The sequence below is a fragment of the Variovorax sp. 10N432 genome, from assembly GCF_056394465.1.
Genome location: NZ_JBFTHX010000030.1, coordinates 1 through 24,834 on the forward strand (window position 1 = coordinate 1; position 24,834 = coordinate 24,834).

A 24,834-nucleotide genomic window follows, 5' to 3' on the forward strand; every position below is an offset into this window, starting at 1 on the left:
GGCTTACCAGGAGGGCTCGACCTTTGGGCGTCAATCTCGCATGCTTATGGCTGTTCATCCGTCTCTCCTGAGTTGAGTAGCCGTGTCTTGGTAACCACAGCTTCCCAAATCTGGGACGGATGAACAACCTACTGAAACTTCACAGCTAGGTCGCCGGGCTGGCGCTTCCTGATCCATGGATTTCCCAGAAAATACCTAAAATGGCCAAATCGGTTAAAACGGGTATTTCGGAGATCCAACGGAGCTTCTCATGTCCATCACGCGCGATTCGCGTCCAGAGGCCATCGATCGTTTCACGCGCGGCTTGCCAGCCGTCTCGGCCACCCATCTGGTCTCGGGGATGCAGAAGGTCACCAGCGCCGTCATGACGCACGGCGCGGTGGTCGTCACCCGCCACGACGAGCCGGCCATGGTGCTGATGTCGATCGATCGCTATCTCGCGCTCGAACAGGCGGCCGAACCCGATCTGGATGCGCTCACCCGCCAGTTCGACGACATGTTCGCCCGCATGCAGGGCGACGCAGCCGCCGAGGCGATGGAAGACGCATTCGCGATGTCCCCGGCCGAACTGGGCAAGGCGGCCGTCCGCGCGGCAGGCGGCAAGTCCGCCAAGAGGTGATCCCGCGCTGATGGTCGCGCGCATCTTCGTTCTCGCAGGCGTCAACGGCGCCGGCAAGAGCAGCATCGGCGGCGCGGCGCTCCAGGCGCGCAAGGTCCCCTGCTTCAACCCCGACCTCGCGGCGCGCACGCTGCTGGACACCAACCCCTCGCTCACACAGGAAACGGCCAACGCGCAGGCCTGGGAAATGGGCCGCTCCGGTCTCGAACGCGCGCTGGCCGAGGGCCTCAACTTCGCTTTCGAGACCACGCTGGGCGCGCGGACGCTGCCGGACATGCTGCTCGCCGGCGCACGCCAGGGCGCGCAGGTCCATGTCTGGTACGCGGGCCTCGATTCACCCGAGAAGCACATCGCGCGCGTGAACGAACGCGTGATCGCCGGCGGCCACGACATCCCCGAAGACAAGATCCGCGCGCGCTACGTGAGCAGCCGCGCGAACCTCGTCCGCCTGCTGCCGCACCTGGCCAGCCTGCGCGTGTACGACAACAGCATCGACGGCGATCCGAAGGCCGGCATCAAGCCGCAACCCGTGCTCGTGCTGCACATGGAGGGCGGCCAGATCGTCTCGCACATCGCGCTCGACCAGGTGCCGCAATGGGCCAAGCCGGTGGTGGCGGCCGCACTGACCCTCAGGGCATCACCTGCCCGCCGTTGACCTCGATGATCTGGCCGGTGACGTAGCCGCTGGCCTGCGCGTCCGCGAGGAACATGAAGGCGCCGACGCATTCCTCGGCGGTGCCCAGGCGCCCCATGGGGATCGCGCTGGCGAAGTTCTTCAGCACCTCGGGGCTCGAATGGCCGTCGTGGAACGGCGTCTCGATCACGCCCGGCGCCACCGCGTTGACGCGGATGCCGTCCTTCACCAGTTCCTTGGCCATGGTGCGCGTGATCGTGGAGACGAATCCCTTGCAGGCCGCGTAGAGCCCCGCGCCCGGCCCGCCGCCGGTGCGCGCCGCCTGGGTGGTCACGTTGATGATGGCGCCGCCGCCGCCCGCCGACATCAGCGGGATCACCCGCCGGCTCACCGCCACGACCGAGCGCGCGTTGAGACGGAACACCGCGTCGATGTAGTCGTCGTCCGCATCGACGATCGGCGAGCGCTTGACGAAGCCGCCGGCGTTGTTGACCAGGATGTCGATGCGGCCGAAGGCCTCGTGCACCGCCTGCACCATGCGGTCGACCGCGTTCGTGTCCATCACGTCGGCCTGCACCAGCAGCGCCTCGCCGCCGGCCGACCGGATGTCGCGCGCCACGGCCTCGGCCTCCGCCCGGCTGCCGCGGTAGTGCACCGCCACGCGGGCGCCGGCCTTGCCCATGGCGCGTGCCACGGCCGCGCCGATGCCGGTGCTGGCGCCGGTGATGAGGACGGCCTTGTTCTTCAGATCGTTCATGGTGAAGCTCTTTCAGGGGTTGAAGGAAACGCCACCACGGCGGGCATCTTCAGAGCGTCGCGGCGATGGCTTCCAGTTGGGTGAGTCGCCGGGCCATGCGGCCGACGAAGTTCTGCGTGACGTGCGGCAGCACGCGCTGCGTGGGCACCACGATGCCCACCTTCATTCCGTTGAGCGCCTCCAGTTCGAAGGGCCGCCAGAGCAGTTCCCCGCGCTTGAGTTCCTCGATGAAGGCGATCTTGGAGAAGCAGGAAATGCCCTTGCCGCCCATGATCAGGCGCTTGAGCAAGGGCGTTGAATTGCAGGTGGCGGCCGGCTCCATGTCGTCCCAGAAGCTGGCGAACTCGGGGGACGACGCGGCGCTGATCACCGGATGCGAGCTGGAGCGCAGGAAGGGAAACTTCGCGCATTCCTTGAGCGACACGGTATCGAAGCTGGCCAGCGGATGCCCCGGCGGCATCACGATGCCGATCGGCAGGTGCGCCACGTTCATGGCCCGCACGCCGCCCGGCAGCCGTCCCAGGAAGGTCAGCCCGACGTCGGCCTGCCCGGCCATGACCATCTGGGCCACCTCCATGGGCTGGGTGGAGGTGATGGTGTAGGTCACCGCGGGGAAGATCTGGAGGAACTCCTCCACCGCAGAGGGCAGCAGTTCCTCGAAGAAGGAATCCATCGCCGCCACCTTGACGTGGCCGGTGCGCTCGCCCTTGAGCGCATCCAGCTCGGTGCGCATCACCTGGAACTGGTGCAGCGTTTCCTGCGCATGCTTGAGCAGCCGCTCGCCGGCCGGGTTCAGGCGCAGGCCGTTGGGCATGCGGTCGAACAGCTCGACGCCCAGCTCGTCCTCCAGCTTGTGGATCTGCCGGTTCACCGCGCTGGCCGCCACGTAGAGCCGCTCGGACGCCTTGCGCACCGAGCCGCACTGCGCCACCTCGATGAAGTACTTCAGGACGCTGGCATGCATCAGCCGGCCCTCCTGCCCTGCTGCGCACTACGCCATCGCTCCGACGGATGGCAGCGCTCTCGCAATGCCGGGGTGGTCGCAGGCGCTCGCCCGGCCGTCCGCGCCGCCGGGCGAACCCAGGCCGCTGACCGCGTCGCCGAAGTACTCGCGGTTGATGGCCGTGAAATGCGCGAGCTCGGGCGGCAGCCGAGACTCCTCGTAGATGGCCTGCACGGGACAGGCCGACACGCAAACGCCGCAGTCGATGCATTCATCCGGATGAATGTACAGAGTCCGGGCGCCTTCGTAGATGCAATCGACCGGGCAGCAGGGCACGCAGGCGCCGTCCTTGCAGTCGATGCAGGCGGTGGTGATGACATGGGCCATGGTGTCGTCCCTTCGCGTTCGGCCTCAGCGCCCCTGCCAGCGCGGCTTGCGCTTCTGCTGGAAGGCCAGCACGCCTTCGTTGGAGTCTTCCGACTGCAACGCGGCGACCAGTGCGGGCAGGCGCATGCCGTGGGCTTGGGCGGGCGACAACTGGCCGGTCTGGCGCACCACCTGCTTGATGGCGCGCAGCGACAGCGGCGCGCAGGCCAGCAGTTGCTGCACCCAGCGCTCGACCGCGGTGTCGAGCTCGACGCGCGGCACGACTTCGTTGACGAGGCCCATGTCCAGCGCCTGGCGCGCCTTGACTCTCTGGCCGGTCAGCATCATCCCCATCGCCTGGCGATACGGGATCTGGCGCTGCAGCAGCAGCATGCCGCCATCCAGAGGCAGGCGACCGACCAACGGCTCGGGCAGCCCGAAGCTGGCTTCCTCGCAGGCGACGACCAGGTCGCAGCCGAGCACCATCTCGAAGCCGCCGCCGAGCGCGAAGCCGTTGACCCGCGCGATCACCGGCACATCGAGCGTCTCGCGCAGCGCAATGCCGCCGAAGCCGCCGGGGCGGCTGGCCGCCCAGTACTCGACGCCCTTGAGGTTGCTGGTGTTCTTCAGGTCGGCGCCGGCGCTGAAGGAACGCTCGCCCGCGCCGGTCAGCACCACCACGCGCACGTCGTCGCGTCGCTCGATGTCGTCCCAGATGCGGATGAGTTCGGCTTCGGTCGGCAGGTCGACCGCGTTGAGCACGTCGGGCCGGTCGATGGTGACGCGGGCGACGTGCTCCCGCACTTCGTAGACGACGCTCATTGCGCCACCTCGCTCAGTGCGCGTGCTTCGTCCAGCACTTCGTCCGTGTGCTCGCCGAGGCGCGGCGGGGCACGGCGCAGGCCGGTGGTCGCGCCCGACATCTGGATCGGGCTCGCGATGAACCGCAGCGGACGGCCGCCGGGCGCACCACCGTCGAGGATCATCTCGTTGTGAAGGGTCTGCGGATCGACCAGCGCCTCGCGCATGTCGCGCACCGGCGCGGAGAGCAGGTCCTGGGCCTCGAGCCGCGCCAGCCAGTGCTCGCGGGTGTTGCTCGCGAAGCGCTCGCGGAAGATCGCGTGCAGCTCGGCCTTGTGCTTGAACTGGCCCTGCAGCTCGCAGAAGCGCGGGTCGAGCGACAAGTCATCGATCTCCAGCGCCGCGCAGATGTCGCGCAGAGGATTGACCTTGAAGGCCCCCACCAGCACCAGCGCGCCGTTCTGCGCCTGGAAGACGCCCGACAGCGGCATCGCCGCCCAGTTCACTTCGGAGTCCTCCATCATGATCATCGCGGCCTCCTGCATCTGCATGGCGAGCATCGAGTTGTAGAGCGACACCGAGACCTTCTGCCCTTCGCCGGTGCGCTCGCGCTGCAGCAGCGCGAAGAGAATGCCCTGCACCATGTGCATGCCGGCGGTGTAGTCGGCCAGCGCAGTGGGATAGATCGACACCGGCACCGACGCATCGGCACGGCGCGCCATCACACCGGTCAGCGCCTGCGCGAGCACGTCCTGGCCGCCCTTGTGCGCATACGGCCCGCTCTCGCCGAAGCCGGTGCCGACCGCGTAGATGATGCGCGGGTTCAGGCGCTTGCAGTCGTCGTAGCCCAGGCCCAGGCGCTCCATCACGCCGGCGCGGAAGTTGTTGGTGACCACGTCGGCATCGGCGATGAGCGCCTTGACCAGTTCCACCTGCGCCGGGTCGCGCAGGTCGATCTCGCAGCTTCGCTTGTTGCGGTTGAGGCTGCAGAAGATCGGGTTGTCATGCCCCGCCACCGGCGCGAAGGTGGAGCGGCTCAGGTCGCCCGCCCCCTTGCGCTCGATCTTGATCACATCCGCGCCATGGTCCGCCAGCATCTGCGTGCAGACCGGGCCCATCATCACCTGGGTGAAGTCGATCACCCGGATACCGGCCAGCGGCAGCGTCTTCGTCGTGTGTGTCATGCGGCCTCCGCGAAGGAACGGGCGATCTCGGGCACATCGGCATTCGGACCCTTCTGGTCGCCCGGATCGGCGCCCTGCGCGCGCAGCGTGCGCTGCAGCTTGGCGATGTCGACCTTGCGCACCGCCACGCCGGCATCGAGCGCCAATGCGGCGGCGGTGCCGGCGGCTTCGCCCATCGCCATGCAGGGCGGGATTTCGCGCGAGATCTTCTGTGCCGCCGAGGTCGACGAGTAGTGGCGGCCCGCCACCAGCAGGTTCTCGACGCTGCGCGGCACCAGCGAGCGATACGGGTAGTAGTAGTCGCGGCCGCGCGCCACGCTGTCTTCGAAGCGCAGGCGCTGCGTCACGTCGTCCTTGCTCATCACGTACTCGCCTTCGAGCAGGCGGGTCTGGCGCACGCCGGTCTGAGGAGCGAGATCGATCAGGTAGCAGTCGGCGAAGCCCGGCAGCTTCGCGCGGATGAACTCGATCACCTTGTGGATGGTGGCGCGGCCCTGCACTTCGGCGCGCGTCAGGTCGGCCACCTTGAGGCCGTCCAGCCCCGCCATGTGCGGGCAGTTGCACCACACCACGCTCGGCAGCGGGGTCTTGAGCCACCAGCTGTCCCAGGCACCGCCCAGCAGGTGCTTGACCTCGCGGTCGATCGCCTGGAAGGCGGCCGGCTCCTCGTGCTCGAAGCGCTCGGCTTCCTCGGTGTCGACGCCGCCGAGGCGGAACACCGTGGTCACGATGTAGGCGCCGCTGACGTGCGGCGCGCCGGCCGAGGCGGCCACGTCCAGGTCGCCGGTGGCGTCGATCACGACCTTGCCCAGGATCGCCTCGCGCCCGCTCTTGCTTTCGCAGATCACGCCCTTGACCTGGCCGTCCTCCACCAGCGTGCGGGAGAACCAGGAATGCAGGCGCAGGTTCACATTGGCCTGCAGCACCATCTCGAGCGAGGCGCGCTTGAAGGCGTCCGGGTCGAAGGCGGCCGCGAAGCAGATCGGATGCGGCTTCTCCTTGCTGTGGAAGTCGAAGGTGCCCCAGCGCTTCCAGCGGCGGACGGACTCGGGGAGGCTCCCCCAGTCCTTCTGCTTCGGGTATTCGGCCAGGCCGCGCTCGGCCATGCGCTCGATCATCTCCAGGCAGATGCCGCGCACCGAGATCTCCTGCAGATGGCTGTCCCACATGTCGTCCAGCACCAGCACCATGCCGCCGGAAGCGAGGCCGCCGAGGTGGTTGTAGCGCTCCAGCAGGGTCACGCTGGCGCCGTTGCGCGCAGCCGCCAGGGCTGCCGCCTGGCCGGCGGGGCCGCCGCCGACCACCACCACGTCCGATTCGGCTGCGACACGAACATCGTGCGCGCTCTCATGCATCCAATCGCCAATACGGCTCATCACTATCTCCTTGATTGATGGGGGAATGGAGCGGCGCGCAGCGCGCCGTGCTCCTGGGGGTTCAGTGGCTGCCTTCGGGCTGCCAGCGGATGACGAGACGCTCGGCCACGGTCACGAGCAGGAAGAAGAGGCCCGACAAGGTCGCGCTCATCACGATCGCGGCGTAGAGCAGCGGCGAGTCGAAGTTGAAGGTGGCCTGCAGGATCATGGCGCCGATGCCCACGGTGGCGCCGACCCACTCGCCCACCACCGCGCCGATCACGCTCATCGAGGCGGCGATGCGCAAGGCCGAGAAGAGGTACGGCAGCGAATTGAGCAGGCGCAGCCGGAAGAAGATCTCCGTCTTGCTGGCCGACAGCACGCGCATCAGCTCCATGGCCTGCGGGTTCACCGACTCCAGCCCGCGCACCATGTTGACCAGCGTCGGGAAGAAGCACACCAGCGCCGCGATCGTGATCTTGGGCTCCATGCCGTTGCCCATGATCAGCACCAGCACCGGGGCCTTCGCGACCAGCGGGATGGCGTTGAACATCAGCACCACCGGGAAGAAGATGTCCTGCAGCGTCTTGTTGTGCACGAACACCGTCGCGATGGCGATGGCGGCAAGGTTGCCCAGCAGGAAGCCGCCGGCCGCTTCCAGCGCGGTGGGGATCAGGTTGTCGAGCAGCACCGCGCGCTTGGCGTAGAGCGTCTCGAGCACCGCCCAGGGCGAGGGCGCGATGAAGGGCTTGACGTCGAAGACGACGATCACCGCCCACCACAGGGCGATGAGCCCGCCGATGCCCAGCGCAGGGAGGATGCGCCGTCGCCAGAGCTTGCGGCGCCGCGCGGCGGCCCAGGCGGCGTGTTCGGGATCGGCGGCCACGGAAGCGCGCACCGTCACGGGGGTTTCGAGGGAACTGGTGGTCATGTCGGCGGCCTTCAGCAGGTTTCCAGCACGCGGCGCAGATGGCCGGTGAGCTGCACGAATTCGGGTGTCTCGCGGATGTCCAGGGTGCGGTCTTCCGGCAGGTTGACCGGCACGATCTCGCGCACCCGCCCGGGGTTGGCGGCCAGCATCAGCACGCGCTGGCCGAGGAAGGCCGCCTCGTGGATGCTGTGGGTGACGAACAGGATGGTCACGCCGGTCTCCTTCCAGACGCAGCGGATCTCCTCGTTGAGCCGGTCGCGCGTGATCTCGTCGAGCGCACCGAAAGGCTCGTCCATCAGCAGGATCTTCGGATCGCTCGCCAGCGCCCGTGCGATGGAGACGCGCTGGCGCTGACCGCCGGACATCTCGTGCGGCCAGGCGTTGGCGCGGTCCTTGAGGCCGACGAGGTCGAGCAGTTCCTGCGGCGACCGGCGGCCCTTGCGGCCGGCGCCGCCGCCCACCTGCAGCGGCAGCTGCACGTTCTGCAGCGCGGTGCGCCAGGGCAGCAGCGCCGCGTCCTGGAACACGAAGCCGATGTCGCGGCGCTGGCGCGCCTGCTCGGGCGTGGCGCCGAGCACGCTGACGCTGCCGCGGCTGGGCGCCAGCAGGTCGGCCACCACGCGCAGCAGCGTGGACTTGCCGCAGCCCGAGGGCCCGAGCAGCGTCAGGAACTCGCCCTGCGCCACTTCCAGGTCGAGCGACTTGATCGCGGTGACGTCGCGCCGCTCGGTGAAGAAGCGCATGCCGACATCGCGGCACGAGATCGCGGGTGCGTCGTTGAACACGGCAGCCATGGCTCAGGCCTTCACGCGGGCTTCGACCGTGCCCTTGAGCGCGCCGAGCCAGATGACGTCGTCGACCTTGGGCGTGCGGGCCGTGAACTGGCCCAGCTCGGCGTAGGTCGTGATCTGCGACTGCCAGACCGACGGGTCCATCGTGCCCCAGCCCTGGGACTGCGCGGCGCCGCCCAGTGCGTATTCGAGCATCACGTCGATGGCCGCGCGCTCGTCCTCGCGCTTGAGGTTGGGGTATTCCTTCACCAGCAGGTCCACCGCCTGATCGCGGTTGGCCTTGGCATGCTGCCAGCCGCGCGAAGTGGCGCGCACGAAGGCCTCCAGCACTTTGGGCTGGGTCTCGATGGTCTTGGTGGTGGCGTAGTAGGGCAGTGCATAGAGCTGCACGCCCCCGTCCCACAGCGTGAGGTCGACACGGTCCGGACCCAGCGCCTTGAGCGCGGTGGTGCTGGTGAGCCAGCCGGTGACCACGTCGACCTGCCCGGTCAGGAGCGGCGCCATGTCCGAGCCGACGGTGACCACGGTCACGTCCTTCTCCGCGATCTTGTTCTTGGCGAGCAGCGCACGCAGCAGGATGCCGGCGGTGGACGGAATGCCCACCTTCTTGCCCACCAGGTCGGCGGGCTTGCGCACCGGGTTCTTCGCCAGCGAGAAGAAGGTGAAGGGGTGTTTTTGCGCGCCGACCGCGAAGCACTTGATCGGCAGGCCCTGCGACACGGCCAGCATCACCGAGGGGCTCGATGACACCTGGCCGACTTCGTAGCGGCCGGAGGCGACGATCGCCACGCCGTCGATGTTGGGACCGCCGGGCTGGATCGCGAAGTCGATGCCCTCCTGCTCGTAGAAGCCCAGGCGCTTGGCCACCACCTCGCCGACCTGGTTGACGCTGGGAATCCAGCCGAGCTGCATGTTGATGCGCGTCTTGCCCTGGGCCAGCGCGTCGATCGAGAGAAAGCCCCCGGCCGCCAGGCCGCCAGCGGCAAGCGAGGTCTTGAGCAGGCGGCGGCGTGCGGGATCGCAAGAGTGATTCATGACGGAGTTCCTGGTGTGTGGATTCGGGTCGTCTGCCGTGTGGCGTGACCGGAATTTAGGAGCTGCGGGCGATCTCGCAAAGCACCGTTTTTAGAGACGGGCGATCTAAAAATTAGCGCCGGTAGAAACCCTGAATGCAGGGCGCGCGCGCCCCTCTCCGGATGAAGCGAAGGTCTCCAGGGGGGAGGGAGAACCGCGATGGCGGCCCGAGCGGATGCCCCCGGGGCTCAGCCGAGGTTCTGGAGTTCCCTGCGGGCGGCCTGGTAGCTGCTGGAGCTGATCGACAGCGCGGGCTGCAGCGTGAAGAAGAAGGCGGCGCCGTGGTCCTTGCGGCCCTCGGCCCAGATGCGGCCGCCGTGGCGCTCGACGATGCGCTTCGCGGTCGTGAGCCCGATGCCGTGTCCTTCGAACGACGCGGCATTCGAAAGCCGATGGAAGGGCTTGAACAAACTGCGCGCGTCCGCCGGGTCGAAGCCCGGCCCGTTGTCGCGCACGCAGAAGGTGGTTTCGTTCAGCCCTGTGTGGGCCCCGACCGTGACCACGGGGTGCGGACAGTCTCGCGTGAATTTCCAGGCGTTGCCGACGAGGCTGGCCAGCACCACCTGCAGCAATTGGGCATCCGCCGTCGTGTACATCTGCGCCTGGATGCGGAATTCGACCGTGCGCCCCGGATCCGCGGCTTGCTGTGCCCGCGCGACGGCATGGGCCAGCGACGAGAGGTCGAGGTCCTCGCGCTTGATCGGCTTGTCCCGCGCCAGTGCGAGCGCGCGCAGGTCCTTGGCGAGCGCCTCCATCCTGATCGTCGACGCGAGGACATCCCGCCGGGCGTCGGTCGGCGCATCCGTGGCCGCCGTGCCTACGCCGGTCTGCAGCAGGCCCCGCAGATGGCTGAGCGGCTCGCTCACGCTCTGCGAGAGCGCCACGGAAAAACGCTCGATGGTCTGCGCTTCCTCGCGCAGCTCACGCTCCCTGGTGGCGTGGTCCATTGTGATCATGCGCAGCTGCCGGCGTTGCCGGTGCCAGGCCAGCCACGCCCCGCCGCAGAGCAGCGCGAGCAGGCTCAGGCTGGAGGCGGTCCAGACCATGCGTTCGCGCGCGACGTCGCGCCAGGCCGCCAGCACCTGGTCGCGCGGAAATCCCACCAGCATCACCGCATCGAGGTCGTCGAGCTGACGGTAGCTGAGGATCCGCGTGATGCCGTCGATCGGGCTAGCCGCTTCGTAGGTGCCCGTGCCTTCGGAGAACGAACGCCCGCCGGGCAGCTTGAAGCCGACCGCGCGCTCGACGAAGGGATAGCGAAAGATGATCTCTCCGTTGCGCCCGATGATCGAGAGGCTCGCCTCTCGCAGGTTCTCCATCTGCTCGTAGAGCTCGCGCATGTGCGAGAGGTTGATCGCCACCGACACGACGCCGAGCATCTTTCCCTCGGGCGACGCGATGATGCGGGAAATGGGCAGGATCCAGCCGCCGGTCAGCTCGGAGTAGTGGGCCCGGCCGACGCGGACACGGAGTTCCGTCGGGTGCTGGAAGTGATAAGCGATGGTGGGGCGGTCGAGCAGCGAGCGGCCTTCGTGGGTTTCCGGAAAACCGGCGCTCGCCACCACCTTGCCGTCGGCATCGACCACGAACATCGCCTGCGTGCCGACCTCGTCGCCGGCCTCCCGCTGAAGCTCGGCGCGCAGCGCCGCGGCGGGCAGCTGGCGCGGGCCGCCGCGCTCCTGGATCGACTCGGTGATGGCGTTCAGGCTGGAAATCGCGCTGCGGGCGACGGCGGAGAGCTGCTCGGAGAGGCTCAGCGCCTCGAGCTGCGTCTCCCGGTGCGCGCGCTCGATGACCGCGTCGCGCAGGGGCAGCGTGGACCACCAGGCGACCAGGGTCAGCAGCAGGATGGCAGCGATGACGGCCAGACCTGTCAGGAGGCGGAGGACTGCGGAGCGGGACGGCATGGCCGGCGGGTTTCTGGCGGAGCGATCCCGCGATTGTCGACGCCGCCGCCGCCGATCGGCGGGTTGCCGGACGCGAGTTCGCGCGTTGCGGGCGCCCGAACCCCGAAAATGTCACGGAACCGGGCCAGCCGCCGCAGCCGCCTTCAGCCCAGCACGTCGTTCACCTGCTCGTTGAACTCCGCCTGGCTGAGCGCGGTGCCGATCTCCCTCGGCAGTGCGTCGCGCACCGAAAAGACGCCGAGGATCTTGGTGCCCGACACCAGCGGCAGGTGGCGAAAGCCGCGCTCCAGCATCAGCACGACGGCGTCGGACACCAGCGTCTCGGGCGGCACGCAGATCGGGTTGGGCGTCATGACTTCGCGCGCCGTGGTGTGCTCGGGGTCGAGCCCCTTGGCCAGCACGCGCGTCATCAGGTCGCGCTCGGTCAGGATGCCCAGCAGCTTGTCGGGCGGCTCCATGACGAGCACGCTGCCGCAGTTGGCACGCGTCATGATGCAGGCGGCGTCCCGCACGCTGGCCTGCGGGCCCAGGCTGGTCACGTGCTTGCGCGAGATGGACTGGAAAACAGTGCGTTCGGCCATGGTCCGCCCTCCGGAGGAAGCGCTATGGTGCCTGTCGTGCCGGCTCAGCGCAAGGAGTCGTTGAGCCGGTCGAGGGCCTTCGCCCCGGGACAGAGCTGGGCTGCCCCCAGCGCGTTGAGCGGGTGGTCGCTGGTGTTGAGCGCCGTATGCAGGTCGGTCGCCAGCGGGTCGACGTAGAGCAGCCCGGTCACGACCTCGCCCATCTCCTGGTGGCGCTGCATGTGGGCCATGGCGGCATAGCGGTCGCCGGGGTCGTAGCCGGCATGCAGGCTGCGCAGCCGCAGCAGGGTGCCGTCGTGCTGGCGCACGTCGAGCACTTCGCCCGGCGCCATGTCGACCGTGATCTCGTCCCTGGCGCTGATGAAGTCGATGCGGCTGACCGCCTCGTTGTGCTCGCGCACGTAGTCGTAGCTCTTGGTGCTGCCCGGGTGGTTGTTGAAGGCGACGCAAGGGCTGATGACGTCGATGAAGGCCGAGCCGCCATGGCTGATCGCCCCCTTGATCAGCGGCACCAGTTGCGCCTTGTTACCCGAAAAGCCGCGTCCCACGTAGCTGGCGCCGAGCTGCAGCGCCATGCCGACCAGGTCGACCGGGCTGTCGGTGTTGACCACCCCCTTCTTGCTCTTGGAGCCCTGGTCGGCGGTGGCCGAGAACTGGCCCTTGGTGAGGCCGTAGACGCCGTTGTTCTCGACGATGTAGGCCATGCGCACGCCGCGTCGCATGGCGTGCGCGAACTGGCCCAGGCCGATGGAGGCCGAGTCGCCGTCGCCGGAGACGCCCAGGTACAGCAGGTCGCGGTTGGCCAGGTTGGCGCCGGTCAGCACGCTGGGCATGCGGCCGTGCACCGTGTTGAAGCCGTGCGAGGCGCCCAGGAAATAGTCCGGCGTCTTGGAGCTGCAGCCGATGCCCGACAGCTTGGCGACCCGGTGCGGCTCGATGTCGAGCTCCCAGCAGGCCTCGATGATGGCGGCGGAAATCGAGTCGTGGCCGCAGCCGGCGCACAGGGTCGAGATCTTGCCTTCGTAGTCGCGCCGGGTGTAGCCGACCTTGTTGGTGGCCAGCGTCGGATGATGCAGCCGTGGCTTGGCGAGGTAGGTCATGCGGTTTCCTGGGTGTCGGTGGCGCGGGGCGCTGGCGCCCCGACATGGGCGCCGATGGCCTCGACGATGAAGCGTGCCGTGATCGGCGTGCCGTCGAAGTGCAGCACCTTGACCAGGCGCGCCGGATCGATCTCGAGTTCGTTGACCAAGAGGCTGCGCATCTGGGCGTCGCGGTTCTGCTCGACCACGAACACCCGCGTGTGCCGGGCCAGGAACTGCACCACGCTGTCCGGGAACGGAAAGGCGCGCAGCCGCAGGGCGTCGAGGTGGATGCCGCATTCGGTGAGCGCCTCCAGCGCCTCTTCCATGGCCGGGCTGGTCGAGCCGAAATAGATCACGCCGAACTCGGTCGGGCGGGCCGCCGGGCGCAGCACCGGCTGCGGCACCAGGGCGGCGGCGGTCGCGAACTTCTTCAGCAGCCGCTCCACGTTGTAGACGTAGTCGGGGCCGCGCTCCGAATAGCGGGCATAGGCATCGCGGGTCGTGCCGCGGGTGAAGAAGCTGCCCTTGCTCGGGTGCGTGCCGGGCAAGGTGCGCCAGGGGATGCCGTCGCCGTCGACGTCCTTGTAGCGGCCGAAGTCGCGGCCGGCCTCGAGTTCTTCGGCGGTCATGACCTTGCCCCGGTCGTAGTCGTGGCTGTCGTCCCAGGCGAAGGGCGCGCACAGGCGCTGGTTCATGCCGATGTCGAGGTCGGTCATGACGAACACCGGCGTCTGCAGCCGGTCGGCCAGGTCGAGGGCCGCCGCCGCGTGCTCGAAGCACTCGTGCGGGTCCTCGGGGAACAGCAGCACGTGCTTGGTGTCGCCGTGCGAGGCGTAGGCGCACGAGAGGATGTCGGCCTGCTGGGTGCGCGTGGGCATGCCGGTGGACGGCCCGCCGCGCTGCACGTTGATCAGGGTGACGGGGATCTCCGCGAAGTAGGCCAGGCCGATGAACTCGGTCATCAGCGAGACGCCCGGCCCCGAGGTCGCGGTGAAGGCGCGCGCGCCGTTCCAGCCGGCGCCGACCACCATGCCGATGGAGGCGATCTCGTCCTCGGCCTGCACGATCGCGAAGCGGTTCTGCCCGGTCGCCGGATCGACCCGGAACTTGGCGCAGTACTTCTGGAAGGCCTCCGCCACCGAGGACGACGGCGTGATCGGGTACCAGGCCGCCACCGTGGCGCCGCCATACACGCAGCCCAGCGCCGCGGCGCTGTTGCCGTCGACGAAGATCCGGTTGCCCACCCGGTCGGCCCGCCGCACCTGCAGGCCCACCGGCTCGCGCAGGTTCTCGCGCGCGAAGTCGCAGCCCAGGTGCAGCGCCTGCACGTTGGAGGCCAGCAGCTTCTCCTTGCCCTTGTACTGCTCGCCGAACAGCTTCTCGACCACCTCGGGCTCGATCCCCAGCAGGATCGCCAGCGCGCCCACGTAGACGATGTTCTTGAACAGCTGGCGCTGCCGCGGGTCGTGGTAGACCGCGTTGCAGATCTCGGTCAGCGGCATGCCGATGACCCGGATGTCGTCGCGGAACTTCGACGGCGGCAGCGGCCGCGTGCTGTCGTAGAACAGGTAGCCGCCGGGCTCGAGCTCGGCGACGTCGGCGTCCCAGGTCTGCGGGTTCATCGCCACCATCATGTCGGTGCCGCCGCGCCGGCCCAGGTGGCCTTTCTCGGTGACGCGCACCTCGTACCAGGTCGGCAGGCCCTGGATGTTGCTCGGGAAGATGTTGCGCGGGCTCACCGGCACGCCCATGCGCAGGATCGCCTTGGCGAACAGTTCGTTGGCCGAGGCCGAGCCGGAGCCGTTGACGTTGGCGAACTTGATGACGAAATCGTTGACCGCCTCGATTCGTCTCATGCCGCCACCTCCCGTGCGGCGCGTGCCTGCGGGCCGGCCGGCGTCATCTTGAGCAGGAACTTCTGCATGTCCCAGGCCCCCGTGGGGCAGCGCTCGGCGCACAGGCCGCAGTGCAGGCAGACGTCTTCGTCCTTGACCATCACCCGGCCGGTCTTGAGCCCGCCGGACACGTACAGGTCCTGCGCGAGATTGAGCGCGGGCGCCTTGAGCCGGGGCCGCAGTTCGCTCTCCTCGCCGTTGACCGTGAAGCTGATGCAGTCCATCGGGCAGATGTCGACGCAGGCATCGCATTCGATGCAGGCGGACTCGGTGAACACGGTCTGCACATCGCAGTTGAGGCAGCGCTCGGCCTCCTTGAAGGCGGTGGCGGCATCGAAGCCCAGCTCGACCTCGACCCGGATGCTGGCCAGCGCGGCCTCGGCCTTGGCCCAGGGCACCTTGTAGCGCAGGTCGTTGGAGGTGTCGTTGTCGTAGCTCCACTCGTGGATGCCCATCTTCTGCGACACCAGGTTGGTCATCGGCGCCGGTCGGACATACACCGCCTCGCCGTGCAGCAGCCGGTCGATCGACACCGCCGCCTCGTGGCCATGGGCCACGGCGGTGATGATGTTCTTGGGGCCGAAGGCCGCATCGCCGCCGAAGAAGACGTTCGGCACCGACGACTGGAAGGTCTTCTCGTCGAGCTGGGGCAGGCCCCACTTGTCGAAGGCGAGGCCGCAGTCGCGCTCGATCCAGGGGAAGGCGTTTTCCTGGCCCACCGCCACCAGCACCTCGTCGCATTCGATGAAGGCCTCGGGCTCGCCGGTGGGCACCAGCGTGCGGCGGCCCTGGTCGTCGTACTCCGCCCGGACGATCTCGAAGCGCATGCCCAGCAGCTTGCCGCCTTCGTGGACGAAGGCCTTGGGCACGTGGAAGTTGAGGATCGGGATGCCCTCGTGCTGGGCGTCTTCCTTTTCCCAGGGCGAGGCCTTCATTTCGTCGAAGCCGCTGCGCACGATGACCTTGACGTCGGTGCCGCCGAGGCGGCGGGCCGAGCGGCAGCAGTCCATCGCGGTGTTGCCGCCACCGAGCACGATCACGCGCTGGCCGATGCGCGTCACGTGGCCGAACGAGACCGAATTGAGCCAGTCGATGCCGATGTGGATGCTGGCGGCCGCTTCCTGGCGGCCGGGCACCTGCAGGTCGCGCCCGCGCGGCGCACCGCAGCCGACGAAGATCGCGTCCCAGCCCTGCGCCATCAGCGCCTTCATCGACTCGATGCGCTCGCCGGAACGAAACTCGACACCAAGGTCGAGGATGTAGCCGGTTTCTTCGTCGATGACCGATTCCGGCAGCCGGAAGCGCGGAATCTGCGTTCGGATGAAGCCCCCGGCCTTGGCCTCGCCGTCGAACACCGTGACTTCGTAGCCCAGCGGCGCGAGGTCGCGCGCGACGGTGAGCGAGGCCGGCCCGGCGCCGACGCAGGCGATGCGCTTGCCGTTGCGGGGCGCCACCGTCGGCATCCGCGCGCGGACGTCCTCCTTCATGTCGGCCGCCACTCGCTTGAGCCGGCAGATGGCCACCGGCTCGGGTGCCTGGGCGTTGCTCTCCTCGACCCGCCCGCGCCGGCAGGCCGGCTCGCACGGGCGGTCGCAGGTGCGTCCGAGGATGCCCGGGAACACGTTGGAAACCCAGTTGATCATGTAGGCATCGCCATAGCGGCGTTGCGCGATCAAGCGGATGTATTCGGGGACGGGGGTGTGCGCCGGACAGGCGTACTGGCAATCGACGACCTTGTGGAAATAGGTCGGGTTGGCAATGTCGGTTCGCTGCAAGGCGTGTCTCCTGGCTGCCGCCCGCGGCCTGGTGGGGATCGGCGCGGGTCTGCCCCCAGTATGCGCCGCGGCGGACCGGGCCATGCCTTGGTGGAATCCCTCACCAAAGGGCAGAGGCGCTTACCCGAACAGACAGTTCACAAACCCGTCCCGATGGCGCAAGATTTTGCCGGCCGAGATGGCACCCGCCAACCAGGGGCACACCCACCATGAATTCGAACGGCGCCGCCAGCGAACGACTGGCCCGGAGTTTCGAGGAAAACTACAGCGAGGCCACCCGCGGCCTGGCCACGTTCCAGGTGATCGGGATTGCCCTGCTCGCCGCGCACGGGATGGCCGACGACAGCTTCAAGGCGGCGTTCCGCGGTTTCGTGCACGGCTGGCTGCACGCGCGGGGGGTCGACGAAGACGAATTCCAGCGCGCCGTGACCGCGCTGGAAGAACTGCTGGACCACTCCGACATCCCTTCGATCCTGCGGCATTGAGCCGCGGGCCTCAGGAGCTGGCGCGCCGATAGAAGGCCAGCGATCCGGCCAGCGCCAGCAGCGCCGCGCCGCAGGAACGGTCCAGCCAGAGCACCGCGCGCTGGCGCAGCAGCCGCACGGCGCGTGCGCCGACCACCGCATAGCCCAGCATCACGAGGAAGTCGAGGCCGGCGAAGACCAGGGCGATGGCGGCGTACTGGGGCCATTGCGGGGCCGATGCATCGATGAACTGCGGCAGCAGCGCGGAGCAGAACAGGTAGCCCTTGGGGTTGGTCACGGCGACCAGGAACGAGCGCGCGAAGATCCGCCGCGTGCTCATCGGGCCCCGGCGCTCTTCGAGTTGCGACAGGTCCAGGCCGCCCTTGGAGCGCAGCAGCCGAAGGCCGAGCCAGGCGAGGTAGGCGGCACCGACCCACTTGACGACCGAGAACCAGAACTCGGAAGCGGCGAGCAGGGCGCCCAGGCCGAGCGCCACCGCGCCCACCAGCACGAAGTCCGAGACCACGGCACCGAACATGCCGGACAGGGACCGGCGCACGCCGTGGCGCGAGCCGTTGGCGAGGGCCAGCAACACGGTCGGGCCGGGAGTGGCGATGGCCACCAGGGCGACCAGGGCAAAGACGGCGAGGGTGGCGGCGTTCATCGCGGGCAGTGCAGGTTGGGCGGGAAGGCACGATACACCGCTTCGGCCGGGGACACGAGGCCCCGTGCTCAGGCGGCGTCGATCCGCATGCCGGTGGCCGGGTCGAACAAATGCACGGCGCCGGTCTTTGGCCGCAGGTGCAGCACGTCGCCCGGCGCGATGGCCAGGCGTTCGTGGAACAGCGCCACCACCTGGGCCGCACCCAGGCGCAGGCCGAGTTGCGTCTCGGAGCCCAGGGGCTCCACCACCTGCACCTGCGCCGCCACGCCCTGGCCCGGATCGCAGAACTCGAAATGCTCGGGCCGGATGCCGCAGACGGCGTCCCGTCCCGCGTGGGCGGCGAGGGCGTCCGCGGGCAGCGGCAGCAGCGCATCGGCGGCCTCGAAGCCCCTGGGCGTGCAGCGCCCCGGCACGAAGTTCATCGCGGGCGAGCCGATGAAGCCGGCCACGAACTGGTTGGCCGGACGGTCGAACAGTTCGAGCGGCGATCCGACCTGCTCGACCCGGCCGGCGTTGAGCACCACGATGCGGTCCGCCATCGTCATCGCCTCGACCTGGTCGTGCGTGACATAGACCGTGGTGGTCTTGAGCCGCTGGTGCAGGCCCTTGATCTCCCCGCGCATGACGATGCGCAGCTTGGCATCCAGGTTGGACAGGGGCTCGTCGAACAGGAACACCTGCGGATCGCGCACGATCGCGCGCCCCATGGCGACCCGCTGGCGCTGGCCGCCGGAGAGCTGGCGCGGATGGCGATCGAGCAATTGCGCCAGCCCCAGGATGTCGGCCGCCCAGCGCACCCGCTCGGCGATCTCCGCTTTCGGCCGCCCGCGGTGCTCCAGCGAGAAGCCCATGTTGGCGGCCACCGTCATGTGCGGGTAGAGCGCGTAGTTCTGGAACACCATGGCGATGTCCCGGTCCTTCGGATCCAGGTCGGTCACGTCGCGCGCGCCGATGCGGATGCGGCCGTGCGACACGGCCTCCAGCCCGGCGATCATGCGCAGCAAGGTCGACTTGCCGCAGCCCGAGGGCCCCACCAGCGCCACGAACTCGCCATCGTGGATGTGGAGGTCGAGGCCGTGGATCACCGGCACGGCGCCGAAGCGTTTCTGGATTCCGGAAAGTAGGACTTCTGCCATGAATGGGGTCGTGGTGTGGAGGCTCAGCCTTTGAGTCCCGTGTGGGCCAGGCCTTCGACGAACTGCTTCTGTGCCAGCACGAAGACGATCAGCACCGGCAGCGCGGTGAGCGTCGCCGCGGCCAGCTGGATGTTCCACATCGGCCCGCCATAGGCATCGGTGTACTGCGTGAGCGCCTGCGGCAGCGTGAACTTGGACGGCGTCGACAGGAACACGATCGGCTCCAGGTACAGGTTCCAGCTGTGGAGAAAGGTGAAGATCGCCACCGACGCCAGGGCCGGCCGCGCCAGCGGCAGCGCGATGGTGCGGAAGATCCTGAAGCGCCCGAGGCCGTCCACCCGCGCGGCTTCTTCCAGTTCCGCCGGCAGGGCGATGAAGAACTGGCGCATCACGAAGGTCGCGAACACGCTGGGCGCACCGAAGACCGGAATCAGCACCAGCGGCCAGTGGGTGTTGACCCAGCCGAGCTTCAGGAACATCCGGAACAGCGGCACGATGGTCACTTCGGAAGGGATCAGCAGGCCGGTCAGCACGACGATGAACAAGGCGTTGGCGCCCGGGAAGCGGATGCGCGCGAAGGCATAGCCGGCCATCGACGAGATGGCGAGCGTGGCGGCCGTCACGACGGCCGCGATCCAGGCCGAGTTCCAGTACTGCTGCGCGAAAGGCTGGACCGTGAACACCTGTGCGTAGCTGCTCCAGTCCGGGTGGGTCGGAAAAAGCTGTGGCGGAAACACGAAGATGTCGCTGATCGGCTTCAGCGACGAGGTCAGCATCCACCAGGTCGGGAACACGAAGGGAATCAGCAGCACGCACAGCAGTCCGTACAGCGCGACCTTCATGCGGGCGGAGATCTCACCGTTCATGGAAGACGAACCTCTTGCGCAACTGCCACTGGGCCAGCGTCAGCAGCGCGACGATCGCGAACAGCAGGATCGCCAGCGTCGAGCCGTAGCCGAAGCGATGGAACTGGAAGGTCTGCTGGTACAGGTAGTACACCAGCACCGTGGTCGACACGCCGGGCCCGCCTTGCGTCAGCACCGCGATCTGCGCGAACACCTGCAGCGAGCCGACGATGGTGATGATGGAGGTCAGCAGGATGGTGGGGCTGATGAGCGGCAGCGTGATGCGGCGGAACTGCCGCCAGCGCGTCGCGCCATCGATGCGCGCGGCTTCGTACAGCTCGCGCGGCACGCCCTGCAGCGCGGCCAGGAACAGCACCATGTTGAGCCCCACGTTCTTGAACACCTGCACCACGATCACCGAGAGCATCGCGGTGGCGGGGGTGCGCAGCCAGTTCGGCCCTTCGATGCCCAGCAGCCTGAGCGTGCCGTTGATGCCGCCGTTGTGCTGCAGCAGGAAGCCCCAGACGATGGTCCAGGCGACCAGCGACACCACCACCGGCGAGAAGAACAGGGTGCGGAACACCGCGATGCCGGCGAGCTTCTGGTTCAGCAGAACGGCCAGCAGCAGTGCCAGGCTCATGTTCAGGACCACCAGCCCGGCCGAGAACAGTGCCGAGGCCAGCAGCACGCCGGGCAGGCTGGGGTCGCTCGACAGCAGTTCGTAGTTCCGGGCACCGGTGTAGCGGAAGGTGTTGGCCAGCACGTTCCACTCGTGCAGTGAGTACCAGAAGACCAGCACCAGCGGCACCAGTATGAAGACCAGCGTGCCCGCCAGCTGCGGCGCGACGAACAGGAGGCCGGCCGCAGTGTCGCGCCGTGCGATGGTCCAGAACGGCCGGGGCGCGGCCGGGGGCGGCTCGGCAGCGGAAACGGATCGGCGGGCCATGGCGTGGACTGGGCGGCGGGTGCTGGCGGGCTGCGCCCTACTGCGCGAGCAGCGGCGCAATCTGGGCGCAGATCGCGCGCGTCGCGGCCGGGATGTCGGCCTTCGGCTGCCACACGGCATCGAGGCCGGCGCGCACCATCTGCTGCAGCCGCGCGAAGTCGGTGTGCGCCGGCATCACCTTGCCGGTCGCGATGCCCGCGACCACGACCCGGTCGAGCTGCGCCGGCGAGAGCAGGGCGTTGGTCTTGCCGAGCACTTCGGCGTTGAGCAGCGACTTGCGCGCCGAGGGGAAGAACTGCGCCAGCCTGGCCGAGTTCTCCGGGTTGGTCATGTAGGCCACGAACGCGGCCGCCGCGGCCGGGTTCTTGCCCGACTGCAGCACGCCGATGCCGGCCTGGCCGACGATCGCGTAGTCGCCCGTCGGGCCCTTGGGCAGCGGCACCAGGTCCCAGTCGAAGCGCTTGTCCTTGGGCAGCAGCGAGGCGCGGCTGATCTGCGTGATCGTCATCGCGGCGTCGCCGGCGAAGAAGTCGACGTTCTGCCCCGGCCCGGGCATCGCCTTCTTGACGAAGATCGCGTCGTGGATGAAGCCCAGCGCATCGACCATCGGCTTGTCGGCCAGCGTGCAGCGCTTGCCGTCGGCGCTCCAGGGCGCCGCGCCCCAGGCGTTCCAGACCGAAGACAGGTACTGCCAGGCCTGGTAGTTGAAGTCGCGCACCACCAGGCCGCCCTTGCCGGTTTGCGCCACCGCCTGCGCGGTCGCGATCGCCTGCGGCCAGGTCCACTGGCCGGCGGCGATCAGCTCGGCCGGGGTCTTGGCGCCGGCCTTGCGGATCAGGTCGTTGTTGACGAACACCGCGAACGGCGAGGTCGAGAAGGGGTAGGCGTAGAGCACGCCTTCCTTCGACCAGCGCTCGGTGGCCGCCGGGCTGAGCTCGCCGAGGTTGTAGCCCGGCGTGGCGGCCAGCGGCTTGGTCAGCGGCAGCAGTGCGCCGGAGTTGACGAAGTCGAAGGCGGCGGTCTCGAAGATCCAGGCCATGTCGGGTGCGTTGCCGCCGGCGATCTGGGTCGTCAGGGCGGTCGTGTAGTTCTCGAACGGCAGCGATTCGAAGCTGACCGTGACGTCGGGGTTCTCCTTCTTGAAGCCCTCCGCGATGCCGTTGAAGAGCTTCAGGTGCGCCTCGTTGGCGCTCCAGATGGTCATGCGCAGCCGGGTCTCGGCCGCCGCGCCGGCCGCCAGGGCCAGCGACAGGGCGAGGCCGCCGGCGATGGCACGGAAGCTCGCGAAGGTCTTGCAATGGAACATGGTGCTGGGTCTCCTCGGTCTGTTCTGCGAAGCGGTCGAAGTCTCAGTAGGCGCGCACGTCGGGCCAGCGCGTCTCGACGCCGGCGCGCGCCAGCATGGCCTGGAAGGTGGCGAGCCGCGCGTCGTCGGCCTGCACCGCGTGCGGCGTTGTGGCATGGGCCAGGCAATGAGCGGCCAGCATCCCGGCCACCTCGCCGACGTTCCACTCCACCGGGTGCAGCCGCAGGCACCCGTTGGTGATGTGGGTGGAGGCGATGTTCTTGCCGCCGGCCAGCAGGTTGGTGATGCGGCGCGGCAGCAAGGCGCCGAGCGGGATCTCGAAGGGACAGGAGGGCACGTCGATGTAGTTGTCACCGCCGGTCGAGGGGTGCAGGTCGATGCGGTACATGCCGATGCCGACGCTGTCGCGGTAACGCACTGCGCCCTGGTCGCCGCGCACGGCATGCGACAGGTCCTGCTCGACGATTCGCGTGACGCCCAGGATGCGGCGACTCTCCCGGATGTAGGGCGCCATGGCCAGGCCGTGCGAGGTGCCCGTGACGTCGCCGCGCAGCCGCAGCCCGGGGAAGCCGGTGCCGCCGTCGACGCGCGGCGCCTCGGTCTGCAGCCAGTAGAAGACCGACCGCGACAACTCGGCCGCCGACTGCAGGTGGCGCGCCTGCTCGGCCTCGGGCACGTCGATGATCGTGCCCTCCATGTAGTCGATCATGGGCCAGTTCACCAGGCAGATGTCGGAGGCGTAGGCGCCCGGCACGAAGTTGCGCCGCGCCGCGATGCGCCTGAAGGTCCACAGGTTCTGGTCGCCGCCGCTCTTGCGCTGGTCGGCATCGACCTGCAGCGGGTCGTCGTCCGGGTTGGGCGTGAAGGAGCGCTCGCTGATCTCCAGGGTGCGCGGGTTCGGCGCCTTGAAGCCCAGCAGCGGCCCGCCCCAGAAATGCGGCTGGTAGCTGCGCCAGAAATCGTAGTTGCGTGGCTTGTCGATGGTGTGGTCGCCGGCTACGTGGTCGATCGCGAAGCAGATCGACACCGCCTGCACGTTGTGCGGCTGGGCCTCGGGCGGCGCGCTCGGCTCGCCCGTGTCGGCCCGGCTTTCGAAGCCGGTGGTGTAGTCGCAGCCGGCGAGCGGCAGCAGGTCGCCCAGTTCGGTCGCGTCGATCACGAAGGCGGCTTCTACCGTGATCTCGTCGGCGGTGTCGCGATGGCGCAGCGTCACGGCGCGGACCGTGTCGCCCTGGGTGTCGGCCGAGACGGGGCGGTAGGGTTGCAGCACTGTCAGGCGGCCGGCGCCGCGATGGGGCGCCAGCATGGCTTCGAGCACCGCCAGGCCGACGCGCGGCTCGGCGCAGAGGCGGCTGACCCAGCCCGCGCCCGGGTTGAGCTCGTCCCATGCGCGGCTGGCCGCGGTGAGCGGATAGTGGTCGCGGTAGTAGCGCCGGATGCCGTCGCGCAGCGCGCGGTAGCGGCGCGTGACGCCGAACCGCTCGACCCAGCTGTGCTCGTCCGGCGGCACCGCCTGGCTGGTGAGCTGGCCGCCGATCCAGTCGTACGCCTCGCTCATCACCACCGTGCGGCCGGCCTCCAGCGCGCCCAGCGCCGCGGCCACGCCGCCGAGGCCGCCGCCGACCACCAGGATGTCCGTCTTCAGTTCTCGCATGCTGTGTCGTTCCAATGGATGGGTTCAGGACGGCTTCGCGGGGCCGAGGGTGTCGCCGCGGATCGGCTCGCAGGGGAGCAGTACCTGCTGTACTGCCTGCGCCGTGCCGCCCTCGACGCGGCGCACCAGCATTGCGGTAGCCTGGCGGCCCATCTCCTCGCGCGGAATCGCGAACGAGGCGAAGCGCGTGCCGCTGCCTTCGGTGCGGATGTGCGAGCCCAGCGCGACCAGCGAGAGATCCGCCGGCAGCCCCAGCCCGCGTGCCCTGGCGGCGCGCTCGAGGCGCACGGCATCGGCCAGTTCGACGCAGAAGGCCGCGGTGGCGCCACTGGCCAGCAAGGCGTCGAGCGCCTGGCCATCGTCGGCCGGCGGGTCGGGCAATCGCAGCACGAGCTCCATGTCGTCGCCAAGTGCCGCGGTGAAGCCCCGCCAGCGGTCCTGCGGCGATTCGGCCGGGCCGTTCGACCCGAGCCAGGCCAGGCGCCGGTGCCCCAGTTCGCGCGCCTGCCGCACCAGCGCGCCGGTGGCCGTGGCGTAGTCGCCGCCGACGAAGGGCACGGGGCCGCCCGCATCCTCGCGCCGGCCGATGGCCACGAAGGGATAGTCGCCCGCCACCAGCCGCGCGAGTTCCGCCCGATCGAAGGTCTTGCCCAGCACGATGCAGCCGTCGGCGATGCGCAGCCGGCTCTCCTCGGCGAACAGCTTGCGGTTCGGGCCTTGGCCGGTGCCGGTCAGCAGCAGCAGGTCGTAGCCGCGCGCTTGCGCTTCCTCCTCGATGCCGAACAGGAAGGGCAGGAAGAAGTCGGCGTGCGCATTCGGGAAAGCCGGCTCGTAGGTGAACACGCCCAGGATCCGGTTCGACCCCTTGGCCATCCGGCGCGCGATCGGATCGGGCACGTAGCCGGTCTCGCGAATGATCTTCTGCACCCGCTCCCGGGTCTCGGGCGGAATGCGCGCCAGCGCGTTGTCGGCGCCATTGAGGACCAGCGACACGGTCGCCTGGCTCACGCCCGCGAGCTTGGCGATGTCTTGCTGGGTCAGGCGGCGGCTGGCGGGCATGAGATGCTGATGCGTATGACTAGATTGCTAATCCGCATTATCAGCAAAAGATGCGTGGAATTGGG

24 protein-coding genes are annotated in these 24,834 nt (G+C 68.8%); 3 read left to right on the plus strand and 21 right to left on the minus strand.

Features of this window, described 5'->3' with window-relative positions; translation table 11 throughout:
• The first annotated feature begins 250 nt into the window (after positions 1–250).
• Both AC1DF3_RS27005 and AC1DF3_RS27010 read left to right on the plus strand, forming a co-directional pair.
• A complete protein-coding gene (locus AC1DF3_RS27005; protein ID WP_478141462.1) occupies positions 251–619 on the plus strand; it encodes a hypothetical protein in 369 nt (122 codons plus the stop codon).
• A 10-nt stretch (positions 620–629) separates the two neighbouring features.
• Positions 630–1,274: an ATPase gene (locus tag AC1DF3_RS27010; RefSeq protein ID WP_478141463.1), complete on the plus strand. Its 645-nt coding sequence runs from the start codon at positions 630–632 to the stop codon at positions 1,272–1,274.
• Here AC1DF3_RS27010 and AC1DF3_RS27015 read toward each other — a convergent pair.
• The 14 genes from AC1DF3_RS27015 to AC1DF3_RS27080 all read right to left on the minus strand — a co-directional run bounded on the left by AC1DF3_RS27015 (position 1,249) and on the right by AC1DF3_RS27080 (position 16,695).
• Positions 1,249–2,010: an SDR family NAD(P)-dependent oxidoreductase gene (locus tag AC1DF3_RS27015; protein WP_478141464.1), complete on the minus strand. Its 762-nt coding sequence runs from the start codon at positions 2,008–2,010 to the stop codon at positions 1,249–1,251. The genes AC1DF3_RS27010 and AC1DF3_RS27015 overlap by 26 nt on opposite strands.
• 49 nt (positions 2,011–2,059) lie before the next feature.
• A complete protein-coding gene (locus AC1DF3_RS27020) occupies positions 2,060–2,974 on the minus strand; it encodes a LysR family transcriptional regulator (protein ID WP_286530721.1) in 915 nt (304 codons plus the stop codon).
• A gap of 27 nt (positions 2,975–3,001) precedes the next feature.
• Positions 3,002–3,340, minus strand: coding sequence for a 4Fe-4S dicluster domain-containing protein (locus AC1DF3_RS27025; RefSeq protein WP_301816160.1), 339 nt, complete (start codon positions 3,338–3,340; stop codon positions 3,002–3,004).
• A 24-nt stretch (positions 3,341–3,364) separates the two neighbouring features.
• The gene (locus tag AC1DF3_RS27030; RefSeq protein ID WP_478141465.1) at positions 3,365–4,141 is read right to left on the minus strand and encodes an enoyl-CoA hydratase-related protein; all 777 of its coding nucleotides are present in this window, start codon (positions 4,139–4,141) and stop codon (positions 3,365–3,367) included.
• Positions 4,138–5,304: a CaiB/BaiF CoA transferase family protein gene (locus AC1DF3_RS27035; protein ID WP_478141466.1), complete on the minus strand. Its 1,167-nt coding sequence runs from the start codon at positions 5,302–5,304 to the stop codon at positions 4,138–4,140. Before AC1DF3_RS27035 ends, AC1DF3_RS27030 begins: the two co-directional genes overlap by 4 nt.
• Entirely contained in the window at positions 5,301–6,680 is a 1,380-nt protein-coding gene (locus AC1DF3_RS27040) for an FAD-dependent oxidoreductase (RefSeq protein WP_478141467.1), read from the minus strand. Before AC1DF3_RS27040 ends, AC1DF3_RS27035 begins: the two co-directional genes overlap by 4 nt.
• A 61-nt stretch (positions 6,681–6,741) precedes the next feature.
• Complete coding sequence (locus AC1DF3_RS27045; RefSeq protein WP_286530716.1) at positions 6,742–7,590, minus strand: ABC transporter permease; 849 nt, start codon at positions 7,588–7,590, stop codon at positions 6,742–6,744.
• An 11-nt stretch (positions 7,591–7,601) separates the two neighbouring features.
• Positions 7,602–8,384, minus strand: coding sequence for an ABC transporter ATP-binding protein (locus tag AC1DF3_RS27050; protein WP_286530715.1), 783 nt, complete (start codon positions 8,382–8,384; stop codon positions 7,602–7,604).
• Positions 8,385–8,387: 3 nt separating this feature from the next.
• Positions 8,388–9,416, minus strand: a complete 1,029-nt coding sequence (locus AC1DF3_RS27055) for an ABC transporter substrate-binding protein (RefSeq protein ID WP_478141468.1) — start codon at positions 9,414–9,416, stop codon at positions 8,388–8,390.
• A 227-nt stretch (positions 9,417–9,643) separates the two neighbouring features.
• A complete protein-coding gene (locus AC1DF3_RS27060) occupies positions 9,644–11,362 on the minus strand; it encodes a sensor histidine kinase (protein ID WP_478141469.1) in 1,719 nt (572 codons plus the stop codon).
• A gap of 143 nt (positions 11,363–11,505) precedes the next feature.
• Positions 11,506–11,943: a CBS domain-containing protein gene (locus AC1DF3_RS27065; protein ID WP_286507046.1), complete on the minus strand. Its 438-nt coding sequence runs from the start codon at positions 11,941–11,943 to the stop codon at positions 11,506–11,508.
• A gap of 44 nt (positions 11,944–11,987) precedes the next feature.
• Complete coding sequence (locus tag AC1DF3_RS27070) at positions 11,988–13,043, minus strand: 2-oxoacid:ferredoxin oxidoreductase subunit beta (RefSeq protein ID WP_286520870.1); 1,056 nt, start codon at positions 13,041–13,043, stop codon at positions 11,988–11,990.
• The gene (locus AC1DF3_RS27075) at positions 13,040–14,881 is read right to left on the minus strand and encodes a 2-oxoacid:acceptor oxidoreductase subunit alpha (protein ID WP_478141470.1); all 1,842 of its coding nucleotides are present in this window, start codon (positions 14,879–14,881) and stop codon (positions 13,040–13,042) included. Before AC1DF3_RS27075 ends, AC1DF3_RS27070 begins: the two co-directional genes overlap by 4 nt.
• Positions 14,878–16,695, minus strand: coding sequence for an FAD-dependent oxidoreductase (locus AC1DF3_RS27080; protein ID WP_286530711.1), 1,818 nt, complete (start codon positions 16,693–16,695; stop codon positions 14,878–14,880). Before AC1DF3_RS27080 ends, AC1DF3_RS27075 begins: the two co-directional genes overlap by 4 nt.
• Before the next feature lie 209 nt (positions 16,696–16,904).
• Here AC1DF3_RS27080 and AC1DF3_RS27085 point away from each other — a divergent pair, with 209 nt between their 5' ends.
• Complete coding sequence (locus tag AC1DF3_RS27085) at positions 16,905–17,180, plus strand: hypothetical protein (protein ID WP_286530710.1); 276 nt, start codon at positions 16,905–16,907, stop codon at positions 17,178–17,180.
• Between the two features lie 10 nt (positions 17,181–17,190).
• Here AC1DF3_RS27085 and AC1DF3_RS27090 read toward each other — a convergent pair whose 3' ends face one another.
• The 7 genes from AC1DF3_RS27090 to AC1DF3_RS27120 all read right to left on the minus strand — a co-directional run bounded on the left by AC1DF3_RS27090 (position 17,191) and on the right by AC1DF3_RS27120 (position 24,769).
• A complete protein-coding gene (locus AC1DF3_RS27090; protein WP_478141471.1) occupies positions 17,191–17,823 on the minus strand; it encodes a LysE family translocator in 633 nt (210 codons plus the stop codon).
• A gap of 68 nt (positions 17,824–17,891) precedes the next feature.
• Complete coding sequence (locus AC1DF3_RS27095) at positions 17,892–18,959, minus strand: ABC transporter ATP-binding protein (protein WP_478141472.1); 1,068 nt, start codon at positions 18,957–18,959, stop codon at positions 17,892–17,894.
• A 23-nt stretch (positions 18,960–18,982) separates the two neighbouring features.
• Positions 18,983–19,825 (minus strand): carbohydrate ABC transporter permease, encoded by an 843-nt coding sequence (locus AC1DF3_RS27100; protein ID WP_286520878.1) that lies wholly within the window; start codon positions 19,823–19,825, stop codon positions 18,983–18,985.
• Entirely contained in the window at positions 19,815–20,750 is a 936-nt protein-coding gene (locus AC1DF3_RS27105; RefSeq protein WP_478141473.1) for a carbohydrate ABC transporter permease, read from the minus strand. Before AC1DF3_RS27105 ends, AC1DF3_RS27100 begins: the two co-directional genes overlap by 11 nt.
• A 37-nt stretch (positions 20,751–20,787) precedes the next feature.
• Positions 20,788–22,056, minus strand: coding sequence for an ABC transporter substrate-binding protein (locus tag AC1DF3_RS27110; protein ID WP_478141474.1), 1,269 nt, complete (start codon positions 22,054–22,056; stop codon positions 20,788–20,790).
• A gap of 43 nt (positions 22,057–22,099) precedes the next feature.
• Positions 22,100–23,710 carry an FAD-dependent oxidoreductase gene (locus AC1DF3_RS27115; protein ID WP_478141475.1) on the minus strand — a complete coding sequence of 537 codons (1,611 nt, stop codon included), beginning with the start codon at positions 23,708–23,710 and terminating at the stop codon, positions 22,100–22,102.
• 24 nt (positions 23,711–23,734) lie between these two features.
• Complete coding sequence (locus AC1DF3_RS27120) at positions 23,735–24,769, minus strand: LacI family DNA-binding transcriptional regulator (protein WP_286530703.1); 1,035 nt, start codon at positions 24,767–24,769, stop codon at positions 23,735–23,737.
• Positions 24,770–24,834 lie beyond the last annotated feature (65 nt).

Coding starts and splice junctions, on each gene's coding strand:
- AC1DF3_RS27005 (WP_478141462.1), top strand. CDS start 251: ATGTCCATCACGCGCGATTCGCGTCCAGAGGCCATCGATCGTTTCACG.
- AC1DF3_RS27010 (WP_478141463.1), top strand. CDS start 630: ATGGTCGCGCGCATCTTCGTTCTCGCAGGCGTCAACGGCGCCGGCAAG.
- AC1DF3_RS27015 (WP_478141464.1), bottom strand. CDS start 2,010: ATGAACGATCTGAAGAACAAGGCCGTCCTCATCACCGGCGCCAGCACC.
- AC1DF3_RS27020 (WP_286530721.1), bottom strand. CDS start 2,974: ATGCATGCCAGCGTCCTGAAGTACTTCATCGAGGTGGCGCAGTGCGGC.
- AC1DF3_RS27025 (WP_301816160.1), bottom strand. CDS start 3,340: ATGGCCCATGTCATCACCACCGCCTGCATCGACTGCAAGGACGGCGCC.
- AC1DF3_RS27030 (WP_478141465.1), bottom strand. CDS start 4,141: ATGAGCGTCGTCTACGAAGTGCGGGAGCACGTCGCCCGCGTCACCATC.
- AC1DF3_RS27035 (WP_478141466.1), bottom strand. CDS start 5,304: ATGACACACACGACGAAGACGCTGCCGCTGGCCGGTATCCGGGTGATC.
- AC1DF3_RS27040 (WP_478141467.1), bottom strand. CDS start 6,680: ATGAGCCGTATTGGCGATTGGATGCATGAGAGCGCGCACGATGTTCGT.
- AC1DF3_RS27045 (WP_286530716.1), bottom strand. CDS start 7,590: ATGACCACCAGTTCCCTCGAAACCCCCGTGACGGTGCGCGCTTCCGTG.
- AC1DF3_RS27050 (WP_286530715.1), bottom strand. CDS start 8,384: ATGGCTGCCGTGTTCAACGACGCACCCGCGATCTCGTGCCGCGATGTC.
- AC1DF3_RS27055 (WP_478141468.1), bottom strand. CDS start 9,416: ATGAATCACTCTTGCGATCCCGCACGCCGCCGCCTGCTCAAGACCTCG.
- AC1DF3_RS27060 (WP_478141469.1), bottom strand. CDS start 11,362: ATGCCGTCCCGCTCCGCAGTCCTCCGCCTCCTGACAGGTCTGGCCGTC.
- AC1DF3_RS27065 (WP_286507046.1), bottom strand. CDS start 11,943: ATGGCCGAACGCACTGTTTTCCAGTCCATCTCGCGCAAGCACGTGACC.
- AC1DF3_RS27070 (WP_286520870.1), bottom strand. CDS start 13,043: ATGACCTACCTCGCCAAGCCACGGCTGCATCATCCGACGCTGGCCACC.
- AC1DF3_RS27075 (WP_478141470.1), bottom strand. CDS start 14,881: ATGAGACGAATCGAGGCGGTCAACGATTTCGTCATCAAGTTCGCCAAC.
- AC1DF3_RS27085 (WP_286530710.1), top strand. CDS start 16,905: ATGAATTCGAACGGCGCCGCCAGCGAACGACTGGCCCGGAGTTTCGAG.
- AC1DF3_RS27090 (WP_478141471.1), bottom strand. CDS start 17,823: ATGAACGCCGCCACCCTCGCCGTCTTTGCCCTGGTCGCCCTGGTGGCC.
- AC1DF3_RS27095 (WP_478141472.1), bottom strand. CDS start 18,959: ATGGCAGAAGTCCTACTTTCCGGAATCCAGAAACGCTTCGGCGCCGTG.
- AC1DF3_RS27100 (WP_286520878.1), bottom strand. CDS start 19,825: ATGAACGGTGAGATCTCCGCCCGCATGAAGGTCGCGCTGTACGGACTG.
- AC1DF3_RS27105 (WP_478141473.1), bottom strand. CDS start 20,750: ATGGCCCGCCGATCCGTTTCCGCTGCCGAGCCGCCCCCGGCCGCGCCC.
- AC1DF3_RS27110 (WP_478141474.1), bottom strand. CDS start 22,056: ATGTTCCATTGCAAGACCTTCGCGAGCTTCCGTGCCATCGCCGGCGGC.
- AC1DF3_RS27115 (WP_478141475.1), bottom strand. CDS start 23,710: ATGCGAGAACTGAAGACGGACATCCTGGTGGTCGGCGGCGGCCTCGGC.
- AC1DF3_RS27120 (WP_286530703.1), bottom strand. CDS start 24,769: ATGCCCGCCAGCCGCCGCCTGACCCAGCAAGACATCGCCAAGCTCGCG.